General features: G+C 50.8%; 13 protein-coding genes. 10 read left to right on the forward strand and 3 right to left on the reverse strand.

Annotated elements, in window-relative coordinates:
• Positions 1–2 precede the first annotated feature (2 nt).
• The 10 genes from AC3B4V_RS10465 (at position 3) to AC3B4V_RS10510 (ending at position 12,744) form a co-directional block, all read left to right on the forward strand.
• Positions 3–1,313 carry an ABC transporter substrate-binding protein gene (locus tag AC3B4V_RS10465; protein ID WP_050678942.1) on the forward strand — a complete coding sequence of 437 codons (1,311 nt, stop codon included), beginning with the start codon at positions 3–5 and terminating at the stop codon, positions 1,311–1,313.
• 72 nt (positions 1,314–1,385) lie between these two features.
• The gene (locus AC3B4V_RS10470) at positions 1,386–2,348 is read left to right on the forward strand and encodes a carbohydrate ABC transporter permease (protein WP_214725005.1); all 963 of its coding nucleotides are present in this window, start codon (positions 1,386–1,388) and stop codon (positions 2,346–2,348) included.
• Between the two features lie 13 nt (positions 2,349–2,361).
• Complete coding sequence (locus tag AC3B4V_RS10475; protein WP_023466970.1) at positions 2,362–3,147, forward strand: carbohydrate ABC transporter permease; 786 nt, start codon at positions 2,362–2,364, stop codon at positions 3,145–3,147.
• 25 nt (positions 3,148–3,172) lie between these two features.
• A complete protein-coding gene (locus AC3B4V_RS10480) occupies positions 3,173–5,167 on the forward strand; it encodes a beta-galactosidase (RefSeq protein ID WP_488378361.1) in 1,995 nt (664 codons plus the stop codon).
• A 14-nt stretch (positions 5,168–5,181) separates the two neighbouring features.
• Positions 5,182–7,305, forward strand: coding sequence for an alpha-galactosidase (locus tag AC3B4V_RS10485; RefSeq protein ID WP_290716882.1), 2,124 nt, complete (start codon positions 5,182–5,184; stop codon positions 7,303–7,305).
• The gene (locus tag AC3B4V_RS10490; RefSeq protein ID WP_488378362.1) at positions 7,302–8,474 is read left to right on the forward strand and encodes a galactokinase; all 1,173 of its coding nucleotides are present in this window, start codon (positions 7,302–7,304) and stop codon (positions 8,472–8,474) included. Before AC3B4V_RS10485 ends, AC3B4V_RS10490 begins: the two co-directional genes overlap by 4 nt.
• A complete protein-coding gene (gene galE, locus AC3B4V_RS10495) occupies positions 8,475–9,473 on the forward strand; it encodes a UDP-glucose 4-epimerase GalE (protein WP_214725013.1) in 999 nt (332 codons plus the stop codon).
• 29 nt (positions 9,474–9,502) lie between these two features.
• Positions 9,503–10,999 (forward strand): UDP-glucose--hexose-1-phosphate uridylyltransferase, encoded by a 1,497-nt coding sequence (locus tag AC3B4V_RS10500; RefSeq protein ID WP_488378363.1) that lies wholly within the window; start codon positions 9,503–9,505, stop codon positions 10,997–10,999.
• On the forward strand, positions 10,996–12,000 hold the full coding sequence (locus tag AC3B4V_RS10505; RefSeq protein ID WP_488378364.1) for an aldose epimerase family protein: 1,005 nt from the start codon (positions 10,996–10,998) through the stop codon (positions 11,998–12,000). Before AC3B4V_RS10500 ends, AC3B4V_RS10505 begins: the two co-directional genes overlap by 4 nt.
• Positions 12,001–12,333: 333 nt before the next feature.
• Complete coding sequence (locus AC3B4V_RS10510) at positions 12,334–12,744, forward strand: VOC family protein (RefSeq protein WP_488378365.1); 411 nt, start codon at positions 12,334–12,336, stop codon at positions 12,742–12,744.
• On the opposite strand, the gene AC3B4V_RS10515 is transcribed toward AC3B4V_RS10510, so the two are convergent.
• From AC3B4V_RS10515 to AC3B4V_RS10525, 3 genes are all read right to left on the reverse strand, one after another.
• Positions 12,718–13,218 carry a methylated-DNA--[protein]-cysteine S-methyltransferase gene (locus AC3B4V_RS10515; protein WP_326188491.1) on the reverse strand — a complete coding sequence of 167 codons (501 nt, stop codon included), beginning with the start codon at positions 13,216–13,218 and terminating at the stop codon, positions 12,718–12,720. The genes AC3B4V_RS10510 and AC3B4V_RS10515 overlap by 27 nt on opposite strands.
• Positions 13,219–13,296: 78 nt before the next feature.
• Complete coding sequence (locus tag AC3B4V_RS10520) at positions 13,297–14,694, reverse strand: dihydrolipoyl dehydrogenase family protein (protein WP_488378366.1); 1,398 nt, start codon at positions 14,692–14,694, stop codon at positions 13,297–13,299.
• A 1-nt stretch (position 14,695) separates the two neighbouring features.
• Positions 14,696–15,913, reverse strand: a complete 1,218-nt coding sequence (locus AC3B4V_RS10525; RefSeq protein WP_488378367.1) for a dihydrolipoamide acetyltransferase family protein — start codon at positions 15,911–15,913, stop codon at positions 14,696–14,698.
• Positions 15,914–15,919: the final 6 nt, after the last annotated feature.

Raw genomic sequence — 15,919 nt, forward strand, 5'->3', positions numbered from 1 at the left:
ACATGAAATTCAAAAAAACGAAACTCGTTGCTGCAGCATCAGTCCTAACATTATCCGCATTCCTTGCTGCTTGTGGTGGCGAAGACGAGCAACAAACGAAAACGAAAGACGGCAAGACGATCGTCACATGGTGGGGCTGGGCGCCACAACCAGAAGCGGGGAAAGCAGTCGTTGATGCGTTCAACGAATCGCAAGACAAATACGTCGTTCAATTCAAACGTTACAGTGAAGACTATGAAAAACAATTACAAGTCGCGATGTTGTCAGGTAAGGGTCCAGACATCATCGGTCTAAAAGAACCGATGATCCAGCAGTACAAGGATCGTGTCGTACCGGTTGATTCGTACATGGATAAAGCAGCCGGCAAAGGTTGGAAAGACAAGTTCGTCGAGCTTGGAATCGAACAAACGACACTCGACGGTAAACAATATGCAGTGCCAATCGGTTTCACAGGTCAAGCGTACTTGATGTACAACAAGACGATGCTCGACAAATACGGCGTGACACCACCGAAGAACTACAAAGAAACAGTCAGTGCAGTCAAGAAGATCAAAGACTCAGGCGATAAAGTCATCCCACTCATGCTCGGAGCAAAAGATGCGTGGATCGATATCGACGTCTACAACGTCCTCAGTCACCAAGTGGCACCAGGCTACATCCAAAAAGTTCTTTCGGGTGAAGCGAAGTGGACAGACGACGAGATGGTCAAAACAGCGCAAATCTGGCAAGACCTCTTCAAGGATAAAGTCTTCCAAGAAGGTGCACTTGGTCTAGCGACGTACAATGACGGGATGAACCAATTCTTCGATAAAAAAGCAGCGATGTGGGTCATCGGTTCATGGGAAGCACACTCGATGACGACGAAAGAGAAAAAAGAAAAATGGAAAATCGATGATGAGCTCGGATTCGTTCCACTCCCGAACTTAGCAGGCGGAACAGAGCAACCCGTCATCGCATCGATCGACATGGCACTTGGTGTCAACAAAGAGTCAAAACAACAAGAAGGTGCAGCGGAGTTCATCGCCTTCATGAGCCAAGGAAAAGGACAAGAAGTCTACATGGGTGAGTTCGAGATGGCACCTGGAATCAAGGACGTCAAAGTCGATTCAGATGCTGCCTTCACATCGGAAGGTGAAAAAGAGTCGTACAAGATGTTGAACGACACATTAGCAAAAGCGGTTGCTAGCCGTGGTATCCGGGATACGAAATTAAACGATATCCTCGGTAAGGAACTTCAAAACATCGCGACAGGACAAGATCCGAAAGAAGCATTACAACGCGTTCAAGACGCAGCGGATCAATCAGCGAAATAAGACTCGACAGTGAAGTGGTACGCCTGCGTGCCACTTCCTGATTTTTGGACTTGAGGAAAGTGGGGAATCCATATGCAGACAGAGCGACAGGAATTGCCGATTAAACCAAAAGCAGAACCGCTCCAGCCGGTAGCGACACGTACGCCTGCGCCAAAGAAGAAAAAGAACATGAAGCGGAACATGGTCGGATGGGCTTTCGTTGCCCCGATCGTCTTGTTCGTTGTCAGCTTCATCTATTATGGGATCTTCTATAACGCCTATAACTCGTTCTTCTCGTGGGACGGAATCTCGTTTGACAAAGCGTTCGTCGGACTCGACAACTATGCTGAGATGTTCCAAGATCCAGACTTCTATCTCTCGCTGAAGAATACGTTCATCTTCACGATTTTAACAGTCACGATCCAAGCCGGTATCGGTCTTGTCTTGGCGTACTTCCTGCATACACCGGGACCAATGCGGACGGCGATGAAGTCGGTCTTCTTCTTCCCGGTCGTCTTGAGCCCTGTCGTACTCGGTGCGGCATTCTCACAAATCTATGATTTCCAGTTTGGTTACATCAATGAGTTCCTCCGTGCAATTGGTCTCGGTAGCCTCGAACAGAACTGGCTCGGTGACCCGGATATCGCGCTTTATTCCGTCATTGCAATCAACATCTTCCAGTGGACGGGTTCTTCAATGGTCATGTACTACATGGCGATGTTGACGATTGAGAAGGAAATCTTCGAAGCAGCAAAAATCGATGGAGCTGGATTCTTCCGGACACTGTGGAGCATCGTCTTCCCGAACTTGAAAGGAACGACGTTCACACTTTCGATCCTCGGTGTCATCGGTGGTCTGAAGACGTTTGACTTAGTCTGGATCACGACAGCCGGCGGACCGGGATCGTCGACGGAGTTCATTTCGACTTATCTATTCCGGAAATCGATGTTGCAACAGGAAGTCGGTTACTCGAGTGCTGTTGCCATCATCCTGTTGACGATTGCCTTACTCATCACGTACTTCCAATTGCGCGTACAAAAGAAAATGGATAACTAAGGAGGAACGACCCATGGATGTAGAATCTAAAAAAAGCCGCTGGATGATCAACCTTGTATTGGTGCTGGCATCAATCGTCTGGTTATTCCCGATTTTCGTCATGTTCAAAGAGAGTCTCCGAATCAATGGATTCGACAACTATATCGCGACACTGCAAAACCCGAACTTCCCAACGTTCGTCTTCAACAGTTTCTTCGTTGCCTTCTTCATGATCATCATCTCGATCACGATTCTGGCATTCGCGGCGTTCGCCTTCTCGAAACTTGAGTTTGCTGGAAAACGCCTTTTGTTCAACATGGTCTTAGCGGGTCTGATGTTACCCGTCGCTTCGATGATCGTTCCATTGTTCTTCACGCTCCGTTCGTTTGACGGACTGAACAACCACTGGGGACTGATCGGAGCGGAAGTCGCATTCTTCTTACCATTCGGTCTGATGCTCATCAAAGGGTACTTTGATGAACTACCAAACGAACTGATGGAAGCGGCGTATATCGATGGGGCGACGATTCTTGAAGTCTTCTTCAAAGTCATGCTACCACTCGCAAAACCAGCGCTCGCAACAGCTTTAATCTATGCGTTCCTTAACTCATGGAACGAATACTTGATGGTTCTTACGTTCATGACGGATCCTGCCTATCAGACAGTGACGATGGCACCAAGTTTCTTCAAAGATGCGCTCGGTGGGGATCCAGGAAAAATCTACGCGTCACTTGTTTTGATCAGTTTACCGACGATGATCTTCTATATCTTCTTCCAACGTTTCTTCCAAAAAGGAATGACGGCGGGTGCAGTAAAATAATTGTTTTTGCGTAAGGGGGAGCACAATGTATTTAGGAGTCGATTATTATCCAGAACAAACACCACGAGCACTATGGGAGGAAGACTTCCGACTGATGAAGGAACTTGGCGTCAACGTCGTTCGTCTCGCGGAATTCGCTTGGTCAATGATGGAGCCGGAAGAAGGCGTCTATGACTTCAGCATTTGGGATGACGTCATCGAACGCTTGAGTGCGGAAGGATTCGATATCGTACTCGGAACACCAACTGCGACACCACCGGCTTGGTTATGTACAAAGTATCCAGAAATCTTACCGGTCGATGAGAATGGTGTGACGATCAGCTTTGGTGCTCGTCGCCATTATACGGTCCACAGCGAAACGTACCAGCGTCTATCCGTCAAGATCACGGAAGAGATGGCGAAACGCTACGGTCAACATCCTCGTGTCATCGGGTGGCAAACGGATAATGAATACGGGCATGAGAAATCGGATCGTTCTTACGGCGATGTCGACCGCGCTGCTTTTCAGCGTTGGCTAGCGAACCGTTACGGAACGCTCGATGCCTTGAACGAAACATGGGGAACCGTCTTCTGGAGTCAGACGTACACGGCGTGGGAGCAAATCCCGGTACCGCGTAAAGTCTATCAGGAACACAACCCATCCTTGCTCGTCGACTTCGATCGCTTCTGTGCCGACGGCTATACGTACTACAACAAATTACAAGTTGATGTCTTACGTCGCTACATTCCAGAGGACGTCTTCATCACGCACAATCTGGTCTACAGTGACATGGCGGTCAATCAACAACAAATGGCGCAAGACCTCGATTACGTGGCGTTCGATAACTACCCAGTCTGGGGTGGACTACCGGAGCCGAACCGGTTCGAGAAGATGGCGAGTGATCACGATCTTTGCCGTTCTTCGAAGCAAGGAAAAGGGTTCTGGGTCATGGAACAGTTGAGTGGCGCACAAGGCTGGAGCAAAATCGGTTACTTGCCACGACCAGGACACATTCGCCTCTGGACGTACCAAGCGGTCGCGCGGGGAGCAGAAGCAATCGTCTACTTCCGCTTTCGGGCTGCTCATTTCGGAACAGAGGAGTTCTGTCACGGCATCATCGATCATGATGGCAAACCGAAACGGAAATTCGAAGAAGTCAAACAAATCATGACGGAACTGAATACGTACGGTGATGAGATCAACGCGAGCCGTTACGACGCGAAAGTCGGTGTCTATTTCGATCAAGAAAACGTTTGGGCGTGGACACACCAGCCACACAGTGATGCGTTTGATTTCCGGACGGAGTTCGTTCGCTTCTATGGTGGAGCGGTTCGTCAACAAGTCGCAACCGACATCGTCTTCCCGGGTGATGATCTCTCTCGTTATAAACTGATCATCGTTCCGCTCTATTTCTTAACGAATCCAACGTTCGACGACGCTTTAATCGCGTACATGGAACAAGGCGGTCACGTCATCTTCACGTACCGGACAGGCGTCAAGGATGCACGGAACCATGTCGTACCGACGACGTTACCCGGTAAGTTCGCGCCGTATGCGGGCATCGAGATCGACGAATACGAGTCACTCCAATCCGTTCAGCAACATCAGGTGACAGGCATCGGCGAGATGGCAGGACAATCCTCAACAGCCCGACTCTGGTGTGACCTCATTACACCAACGACAGCAGAGACGCTCGCTGTCTATAAAGATACGTTCTACGAGGGTGTAGCGGCTGTGACGCGCAATGCCTATAAAGGAATGATTACCTACATCGGCTCATCGATTGATGACGCGATGATTGATACGATTTACCGTCAAGCGTTCACTGAGGCCGGCATCGAGATGATCGAGGCGCCGGATCAAGTCGAAATCGTGCGTCGTCACGGCGAAAAGCGTGATTTCCTCTTCTTGATGAACCATGACACGAAAGAAACGCGGGACGTCACGTTAGACGCAACATACAAAGCATTGACAAAAGATGAGACATATCGTGGAACGGTCCAGCTCGCACCACTTGAGACACTGATTCTGACGACGTAAGGAGGAAGAGAACCATGGCAATCTTTGAAGTAGCAGGACGTCGTTTCGTCATCGAAGGGAAACGGGTCGCTCACGTCGTCACGATTGGTGCGAACGGTAAGCTGATTCACACGTATTTCGGTGCCAAGTTACCATATCGAGATGATTATGAAGCATTACCGAGTCCAATCGTCGCACACAGTTCATTTGAATCACCAGATGGCGTCGCGACGTACGATTTCGTACCATTCGGCGAGATGTTGTACACGGAGCCGACTTTGAAATCGGAACGAGAAGACGGACAGCGGATTCACCAGTTCCAGTTTGAACGCTCCGAGCAGACCGAAACGAAATTGACGCTCTGGCTGTTTGATCCCTTGCAGGAGATGCGAGTCGGAGTTCAGTACGAAGTGTTCGCCGATTACGACATCATCGGTCGTTCGATCGTCGTCGAAAACACAGGCCGATTACCTGTTCGTTTGACAGCAGCCCAGTCCTTCGCGATGGGACGCTGGCATCAACCGAATTTAAAACTGCATCACTTCGCTGGGATGTGGACAGGTGAGTTCAAGAAACAGATCACACCAGTGACACCAGGGCGCCAGACGATTGAAAGTCGACGTGGAGTGACAAGTCACCAAGCGAATCCTTGGTTCGCACTTGAGCAGGACGCGACAGAAGACAGTGGTGAAGTCGTCTACGGACATTTTGCTTATTCCGGCAACTGGGCGATTCACGTCGAACAAGATGCGTTCGGTTTTGTCCAACTATCAGGGGGCATGAATCCGTTTGACTTCAGTTGGAAACTATCACATCAACAACAGTTGACGACACCAACGTTCTACATCGGCTATGCGGACGGTTTCGCGGATATGAGCGCCCATGCGCATGCGTTCCAGCGTGACGTCATCATGCCGCGAGCGACGGAGCGTCCGGTTCTCTATAACTCATGGGAAGCGACTTATTTCGATGTGACGGAATCTGGTCAACGTGAACTCGTTGATCTGGCAGCAGGAATCGGCTGTGAGCTGTTCGTCGTCGATGACGGGTGGTTTGGCGAACGCCATTCCGATCAAGCGGGACTCGGGGACTGGCACGTCAATCGGGAAAAGTTCCCGAACGGTCTAGAACCTTTGATCTCGTATGTGAAACAACAAGGCTTACAATTCGGTCTGTGGGTCGAACCGGAGATGGTCAATCCGGATTCTGATCTATACCGGGCGCATCCAGATTGGATATACCATGCGCGCGATGCGGTTCGGACGACGTCACGGAATCAATACGTCTTAAACCTCGGATTACCAGAAGTCGAGCAATTCATTCTCGAGATGATGGATGATTTGCTGACGCGTCACGCGATCGACTACATCAAATGGGATATGAACCGTGCCTTCTCGGAACCAGGCGTTCCAAAAGACCAGACGGATCGACAGCAAGAACTATGGAAACGTCACGTCGATGCATTGTACCGGATCTTTGACGAATTACGTCGCTTGCATCCGACGGTCGACTTCGAAGCCTGTGCCGGTGGTGGCGGACGGATCGACCTTGGAATCCTCTCACGGACAGAACAAGTCTGGACGAGTGATAACACCGATCCACTCGATCGCTTACAAATTCAGCACGACTTCTCGTATGCCTACAATGCGAAAATGATGAGTTGCTGGGTGACGGACGGACCGAACTGGTTAAATGGACGCAACGTACCGCTTGCGACACGCTTCGTCTCCTCGATGCAAGGCACACTCGGCATCGGTGGTAACTTAAGCGAGTGGTCAACGGATGAACTTGCGGAAGCAAAAGGTTGGATCGAGACATATCAAGCGATTCGTCCGACGATTCAACGCGGTATCCAGTATCGCTTATCTGCTTTTACACAACAGACGCCAAGCGTCATGCAGTATACATCAGAAGAAGAAACGGTCCTACTTGCGATCGCACCACTTCGACAATACGGAACACATCAGTATCACTTCAAGCTAAAAGGACTCGACCCAGCAATGCGTTATCAAGTCGAGGACCGGACGTTAAGCGGCGCTTATTTGATGCAACAAGGCTTAACATTCTCTTACACGACGGACTATGAAGCCCGCTGCTTGCGGATTCAGCCAGTCCACCGTGCGCTCTCACTACTCGAATCAAAGGAGACGATCGTATGACAGACCAGACGTTAGAAGAACAATTTGAACAGCGGTTTGGCTCACCGTCGACGCATCGCTTCTTTGCACCAGGACGGATCAACTTAATCGGCGAACATACGGATTACAATGGCGGTCACGTCTTTCCATGTGCGTTGACGTTCGGCACGCATGCGATCGCACGAAAACGAGACGATCAACGTTTCCGCTTTTACTCACTGAATTTTGAGCAAGACGGCATCATCGAAGTCGCGCTCGACGAACTTGCGTATGATGCGAAGCATGGTTGGGCGAACTATGCGAAGGGTATGATTACAGTCTTACAGGAAGCAGGGTATCGAATCGACTCAGGATGTGACATCCTGATTCAAGGTGACATCCCGAATGGAGCTGGTCTTTCATCATCGGCTTCGCTTGAACTCGTCATCGGTGTCTTGCTCGATCGATTATACGGATTAGAGATTCCACGTCTTGATCTCGTCCGCTTTGGACAACAAGTCGAAAACCGTTATATTGGCGTCAACAGTGGCATCATGGACCAGTTTGCGATCGGTATGGGAAAAGCGGGAGCGGGATTGTTGCTCGATTGTGAGACGCTTGACTATACGTATGCCCCACTCGATTTGACGGGGTATACGATCATCATCATGAATACGAACAAACGCCGTGAACTGGCGGATTCGAAATACAATGAACGCCGAGCGGAATGTGAGTCAGCACTCGCTTACCTCAATCAATTCACGCCACGGGAAGCACTCGGACAATGGACGACGTCAGAATTTGCGAAAGTCGCATGGGAAGACGAACGTTTGATGCGTCGCGCCCGACACGCGATTTCAGAAAATGAACGAACGCTTCAGGCACTAGCGGCACTTGAAGCGGGAGAACTGACGACGTTCGGTCAGTTGATGAACGCGTCACACGTCTCGTTACGGGAAGATTATGAAGTGACAGGGATTGAACTCGATACACTCGTCGAAGCCGCTTGGGAACAACCGGGCGTGCTCGGCGCACGGATGACAGGTGCTGGTTTTGGTGGCTGTGCGATTGCGATCGTTGAAGACGAAGCAGTCGACGCGTTCAAACAAGCTGTCGGCGAACACTATGAAGCACGGATCGGATACCCGGCGACGTTCTATACGGCGACGGTCGGTGACGGAGCACGTGAAATCGAACGGGAGGTCATCTAAATGGCAACGTTAGTCGTAGGTGGAGCTGGTTATATCGGCTCCCATGCCGTCTATCAATTGATTGATGCCGGAAAGGATGTCGTCGTCATCGACCATCTGCAGTCCGGTCATCGTGAAGCGGTTCACCCGCAAGCACGTTTATATGAGGGCGATATACGCGATCGTGCTTTTCTCGATCGCGTCTTTACGGAAGAGACGATTGAACAAGTCGTTCATTTCGCTGCTTTTTCACTCGTTGGCGAGTCGATGACGGAACCATTACGCTACTTTGATAACAACGTTTACGGGACACAAGTGTTGCTCGAAGCGATGATTGCTCACGACATCAAACAGATCGTTTTCTCTTCGACGGCAGCGACATACGGTGAACAGGAACAGATGCCGATTCTCGAAACAGCGGAAACGCGTCCGACGAATGCGTATGGCGAGACGAAGTTGATGATGGAGAAGATGATGCGATGGTCTGCACAAGCGTATGGCTTACGTTACGTCGCGTTACGCTACTTCAATGTCGCCGGTGCACGGGCAACAGGTGAAATCGGAGAAGACCATACACCAGAAACACATTTGATTCCGCTCGTCCTTGAAGTCGCCAACCGACAACGGGCAGAAATTTCGATCTATGGCGATGATTATCCAACGCCGGATGGCACGTGCATTCGCGATTACATCCATGTTGAAGACTTGATTGATGCCCATGTACGAGCACTCGATTATTTAGCGGACGGCAACGACAGCGCAGTCTTTAACCTCGGTTCAAGCCAAGGGTTTTCCGTGCGAGAAATCATCGAAGCAGCCCGTCGCGTAACGGGACACCCGATTCCGGAACGCATCATTGAACGTCGTGCAGGGGATCCGAGTATCTTAATCGCCGGATCCGCCAAAGCAAAAGAAGTTCTCGGCTGGACACCACAACGCACCGACATCGAAACGATCATCCGTGATGCTTGGAATTGGCATGCGCACAATCCAGAAGGGTACCGGACGAGCGTTCGTTAAAGAGAGACAGAATGAGGAGAGTGACGGCGATGAATGAACTCATCCAACAGTTAGTAGCGCAAGCAATCCAGGAACGCTTGATTGAACCGGAAGATGCGATCTACGCCCGGAACCGGATTCTAGCGCGGGTCGGTCAAGCCGATTTTGAAGAACAGGCAGACGTACCATCTCGCCCGATTCCAGATATCTTGGATGACATGATTGAAGTGTTGATCGTAAGTGGACAGTTGCCGGCGCGTTTTGAAGACAAAGAGCAGTTCGCAGCAGATGTGATGGATATCTTCGTCGCCCGTCCGTCTGACGTGACGGCGGCATTCCGTCGTCTGTACGCTGAATCACCGATAGCGGCGACGGATTACTTTTATCAACTGAGTCAAGCGAGCAATTACATCCAAACGAAACGGATCGCTAAGAATAAACGCTATCAAGCGGATACGGCTTACGGGACGATTGATGTCACAATCAACTTATCGAAGCCGGAAAAAGACCCGCGTGAAATCGCAGCAGCTCGGACGGAGGCACCGACGACGTCGAACTATCCGACCTGCCTGTTGTGCGTTGAAAACGTCGGCTACGCGGGGCGTGCGAATCATCCAGCCCGTGCGAATCACCGAATCGTTCCGCTGACACTGCTGGAAGAATCGTGGGCGTTACAATATTCGCCGTACGTCTATTACAACGAACATAGCATCATCTTGTCACAGGAACATCGTGATATGGTCATCAATCGGGATGCGTTTGCACGCCTGCTCGCCTTCGTTGAGCAGTTTCCGCATTACTTTGCTGGTTCGAACGCTGATCTGCCAATCGTCGGCGGATCGATCCTGACGCATGATCATTATCAGGGCGGTCGCTATACGTTTGCGATGGACCGGGCAAACGCTTTAACATCCTTTACGTTACCAGATCAACCGACAGTCACTGGTGAAACATTACACTGGCCACTGAGTGTGTTGCGTCTGAAGAGTGAAGATGCGTCGGCACTACTCGATGCTGCGACGACCGTTTATGAGACGTGGTTGACGTATACGGATGAGAGCCAAGAGATCCGTTCACATACCGGTGAGACGCGACACAATACGGTAACGCCGATCGCCCGTCAACATGATGGACAATTCGAGCTCGATCTCGTCTTACGGAACAATCGGACGTCAGCAGAACATCCGGACGGTATTTTCCATACGCATGCCGATATTCACCACATCAAGCGGGAAAATATCGGTTTGATCGAAGTGATGGGACTGGCGGTCTTACCGGCACGCCTGCTCCAAGAGTTGCAACAGGTCGAACAGTTCATCACAGGTGAAGTCGACGAAGTGGCTGTCGCGCATGCTGACTGGGCGCAGGAACTAAAACAAGCGTATGTCGGACAAGATGTCACGATGTACGTCGAGCAAGCGGTCGCTGCGAAATTCGTACGTGGTCTCGAGGACTGTGGCGTCTTTAAACAGACGGAAGAAGGTCAGGCGGCGTTCGGGCGATTCGTTCAACTCGTGACGCGCCAACCGGTGGAGGAACAACGATGACGCAACTACTTGAGAAAGAGTTGATCCGACATACGTTACGCCAGGAAGGCATCGAAGTGACACTCTGGAACTACGGCGGCATCATTCAAGATATCCGGACAACCGATCGGGATGGTCATTTGGAAAGTGTCGTCCTCGGTCTCGAGACGGTGAACGATTATCAACAGCACTCGCCTTACTTCGGGGCAATCGTAGGACGCGTCGCTGGTCGAATCGGACAGGCACGCTTCGAAGTAGCGGGACAGGTCTATCCGCTTGTCGCAAACGACGGTGCGAATCATCTGCATGGTGGGATTCACGGATTCGATCAAGCATGGTTCGATGTCATCGAAGCGACGGATACATTGTTCCATTTGCGCTTGAACAGTCCGGATGGAGAAGAAGGTTATCCGGGAACGGTCACACTCGACGTATATTATCGATTAGAGGGAACAACACTGACGCTTGAGATGACGGCCGTGACGGATCAGACGACACCACTCAATCTGACGAATCATACGTACTTCAACTTATCGGGAGATGCGAAGCGGGATGTGTTAGATCACGTCTTGACGTTACCAAGCGACTGCTACTTACAGGTCCAGCCAGACGGCTTACCGACAGGGGAACAACGGGATGTCTCCGGAACCCCGTTCGATTTCCGGAACGGTCAGTCGATTCGTGACGGGATTACGCTGGAGCATCCCGAGACGATTGCTGTTGGAAACGGCTATGATCATCCCTTCGTGTTGCGGGATGACACACTTCGACTTGAAGATCCGGTGTCCGGTCGTTTCGTCGACGTCACAACGAATCAGCCGGCGGTCGTGCTCTATACGGGAACGCAACTACTGACCGATTATACGGTTCACGGTGTTCCGGCTCGACCATCACTTGGTCTATGCCTTGAAGCACAAGTCCATCCGAATGCAGTCCATGAACCCGATTTTCCATCAATCTTGTTGTCACCCGGTGAGACCTATCATTGGAAAACAACTTATCGCTTTGGTGTAGTGTCTTGATGGATTCGAAGAAGAAGGGGCTGACTCAAAAATCAGTCTCTGCAAAGAAAAGGGTGGCAGAATGATGATCTGCCACCCTTTTCTCGTAACAAAAAGAATGACGCGTCACACGCCACTCCTACAGGAAAAAGCGCATTATGCGCTGTCAGAGACAAACAAGACCCGCTTTCCTGCTTGAATAAAGCAGGAAAACTGGCTTGTGTCTCGCCTGAGGAAAGGGCGTGAAAAGACGCATCATTCTTTTTTTGAGTCAACCCCTTTTTGTGTATAGAAGGAAATCGGGAAGAAAAGTGTGAAAGGTGATACTAAAGCATAATGAAAGGAGGGCTTTTCATGCAGTATGCCGCTACTCCTTGTCTCGTTTTTTCGGGACAAGCCAAGCAGGCGATCGTGTACTACGAAAACGTATTTGCGATGACACGTAGGCGTATCATAATGGATGAAGCAGGAGATACCGTCTACCACGCGCATTTATCCAATGGCGCGTTTGAATTGATGCTCTGGGACGAGAGTGCCGCGCCGAATACCTCTTCTTCGCTCCATCTGTTGTTGACTTTTACGTCGCTTCAAGAGCTCGAGCAAGTGTATTTACGATTAACGACAGACGGTCAAATCGTCACACCCCTTGCGGTAGCAGACTTTGGAGGTTGGTATGCGCAAGTCCGCGATCCGTTCGGGATTCTGTTCGCTTTATCGTTCAGCGAAGAGGGACGAGAATCAGAGGCGTTGCTCGAGCGCGAGTAGTGTACGCTTCATATTCAGACCGCCATGATAACCAAGCAGATCGCCTTTTTTGCCAATGATCCGGTGACATGGGATCGCGAGCAGTAATCGATTTTTCCCAATTGCTGTACCAATCGCGCGAGTCGCGTTCGGGCGGAAGAGTCGTTCCGCGATATCGGAGTAGGTGGCGGTTTGACCGTACGGTACCGCGCGTAAAGCATTCCAGACTTCAAGTTGAAACGGGGTACCGACTGGTGCGATTGGAAAGGACAGTGTCGTCGACTGTTGATTTAAATAAGCCAGTAGCTGCTCCGTATACGGAGCAAGCACGGTGTCAGAAGCAATCCGCTCGGCTCGGGGAAAGTGTTTCCGCGACCAGTCGTCGAATAAATCCTCCGGTTCATCCCAAGCGCCGACATAACAGAGACCATCTGCTGTAGCGGCGACCGGAAACGTATGCGTATTCCAGTGCAAACGAGTGAAGTACAGTTCCATGACATGTTTTCCTTTCTACACGAAATGAAGTGATGAATCAGAAAGAGGTGCTTCTGACGCAGAGGCACCTCTTTTGGATTACGCGCGCGAACCGACTTGTTGCCGCGGTGGAAGATGAATCGATTGACCAAATAAGGCTTCCATCGATTCCGTCAAGGCTTCGCTTCGACTCGGATGGGCCATGACAGGGAAGAGAAGATCCTCCCGTTTTGCTGTCAGTTCCAGCGCTTGGGTGAATTGTCCGACGAGACGATGAGCATCGTCTCCGATCATGTGAATACCAAGGATCAGTGATGTTTGCTCATCAGCGATGACCTTGACGAACCCACTGCCACCTTCAATCGTCGTCGCTCCGTTTGCATTCAGTGGGAACTGTCCGCTCTGAACAGCATGTCCGGCTTCGACTGCTTCTTGTTCTGTCATCCCGACCGAAGCAATCGGTGGGAAGGTCCGTAGAACCGTCGGATAATACGGTGTCGTTGAATCGACGTCTTGACCGGACAGATGCGCTGCCGTCCGCTTCGCTTCATGAATCGCACGGATGGCGAGCTGTGGCCCCGGTGTGACATCACCGATTGCGTAAATGTGGGGTTGATTCGTTCGTCCAGTTGCGTCAACTGAAATCGTTCCGTCTTCTGCAAGCGTCACACCAATCCGTTCGAGACCGAGTGTCAAACTGTTCGGGATCCGGGAAAGGGACTGGAACAGATAGGCACCCTGATAGGCGACTTCTTCTCCGTTTTTCATGACGGTGACGGTCGCGTCCGATGAAGCCTCGATACGTGTCACGACATCCGACACGAGACGGATTTTTTGTTTTTTGAATGTCCGCTTCAGTTCCTTTTCAAGGCTTGGTTCGAGTGGCAATTGATCCGCGAACAACGTCACCTCTGTCCCAAGTGCATGGAAACAGGCGGCCGCTTCGAGTGCTAGCGTGTCAGATCCAATGATCAATAAGCTCTCTGGTAGTTGCTCGAGTTGATAAAGCTGTTCGGCATTCAAGCGGCACGATTCCTCGTGCTGGATGCTGTGACTGCCGGTCGCAATGATGACGTCCTGGAACCGGTACGTATCGAACTGATGTCCCGACTCGACGCCAATCCGGTCCTCTGACAGGAAGGAGGCTGCACCAGAGATATGCTCAATCTGGTTCGCCTGACAGAGAGCGACCACTCCTTGACGTAATTGTTGCACGACACGATTCCGGTAAGCATTCAGTTTACTAAAATCATGGACAGCAGGGGCGGTGAATCCAAGGTCTTCAAGATGCGGCAAGCGTAACATCTCTTCTGCCGCATGCGCATAGACCTTGGACGGGATACAGCCTCGGTTCAGACAAAGTCCACCGAGTTCAGCTTGTTCAATCAATGTAACGTTTCGACCGCCTTGTGCGGCGCGAATCGCTGCCGTATAACCTGCGGGACCTCCACCGATGATCAGAAGATCCCGTTCTTGTGTAAGTTCGCCAACAACCATGTTAGATCAACTCCAGAAGTAGGGTAGTCGGATGTTCAATCAGTGACACGAATCGGTTCGTAAAGGCAACAGCCGTTGCCCCGTCTGCGACACGATGATCGAACGACATCGACAAATTCATCATCGAGCGAACGACGATTTGATCATTCTCATCGACACAGGCTCGTTTTTTCGTCTTATGGAAGGCAATCAGTGCTGTCTCCGGATAGTTGATGATCGGTGTTGCTCCCGTACTGCCGAGCGGACCCACATTACTCATCGTAAAAGTGCTTGGTTTTAAGTCCGCTGCGCGCAAGGCACCGTTTTGAGCACGTTGTTGCAACGCGACCAATTGTTCATGCAGTTCCGTCAGTGAGAGCTGATCGGCATGACGGATGACCGGAACCATCAACCCGTCCGGTGTTTCGGTTGCCATGCCAAAGTGGAAATCCTGCTCTAATCGAATACATGCATTTGCTTCATCGAGTTTGGCATGAAAGACAGGATACTCTTTTAAGGCAACAATCAAGGCTTTAATGAAGAAGGCGTTGACGTTGATGTTTCGTCCAGCTGCTTTCCATTCGGCACGTAGTGCGAGCAAACGCGTCATATCGACTTCCTCGAAGTGGGTGACATGGGGAATCGTGTAAAGTGACTGGGTCATCTTTTTCGCGATTTGCTTGCGAATGCCGCGAAACGGAATCGTTTCCGGTAAGGTTTCTTGGTACGTGACCTCTTCAATGATCGGCGTAGCTGTCTCTTGTTGGGTAGTAGCAGCCTGGACGAAGCGAAGCACGTCGTCCTCCGAGACGCGACCCGATGGATCGGAAGCCGTGACAGCTTCGATATCAATCCCGTGATCACGAGCGATTTTTCGTGTATATGGTGTCGCGAGGACCCGTTTTGCTGGAGAAACTTGAACAGGTGGGGCAGTGACAGCAACCGATGCTGGTTCAGGAGCGGACGACGCTTCAGGTGTTACCGCGACCGGCATGTCGGAAGCGTTAATTGCTTCGATGTGCAATAATGTCGTACCGACTTGCACCGTCTGACCGACCGGGATGATGATTTCCTTGACGATCCCGGAAACAGGAGCCGGTAGTTCGGCGACCATCTTATCGGTCGCGACCTCGACGACCGGTTGATCCGTCGTGACATGGTCTCCGACTTGGACGAGGTAATGGGCGATTTCACCTTCTGTCATTCCTTCACCGACATCATGTAATTTAACTTCGATCATGGCATT

Source organism: Exiguobacterium sp. E17S (genome assembly GCF_057772545.1).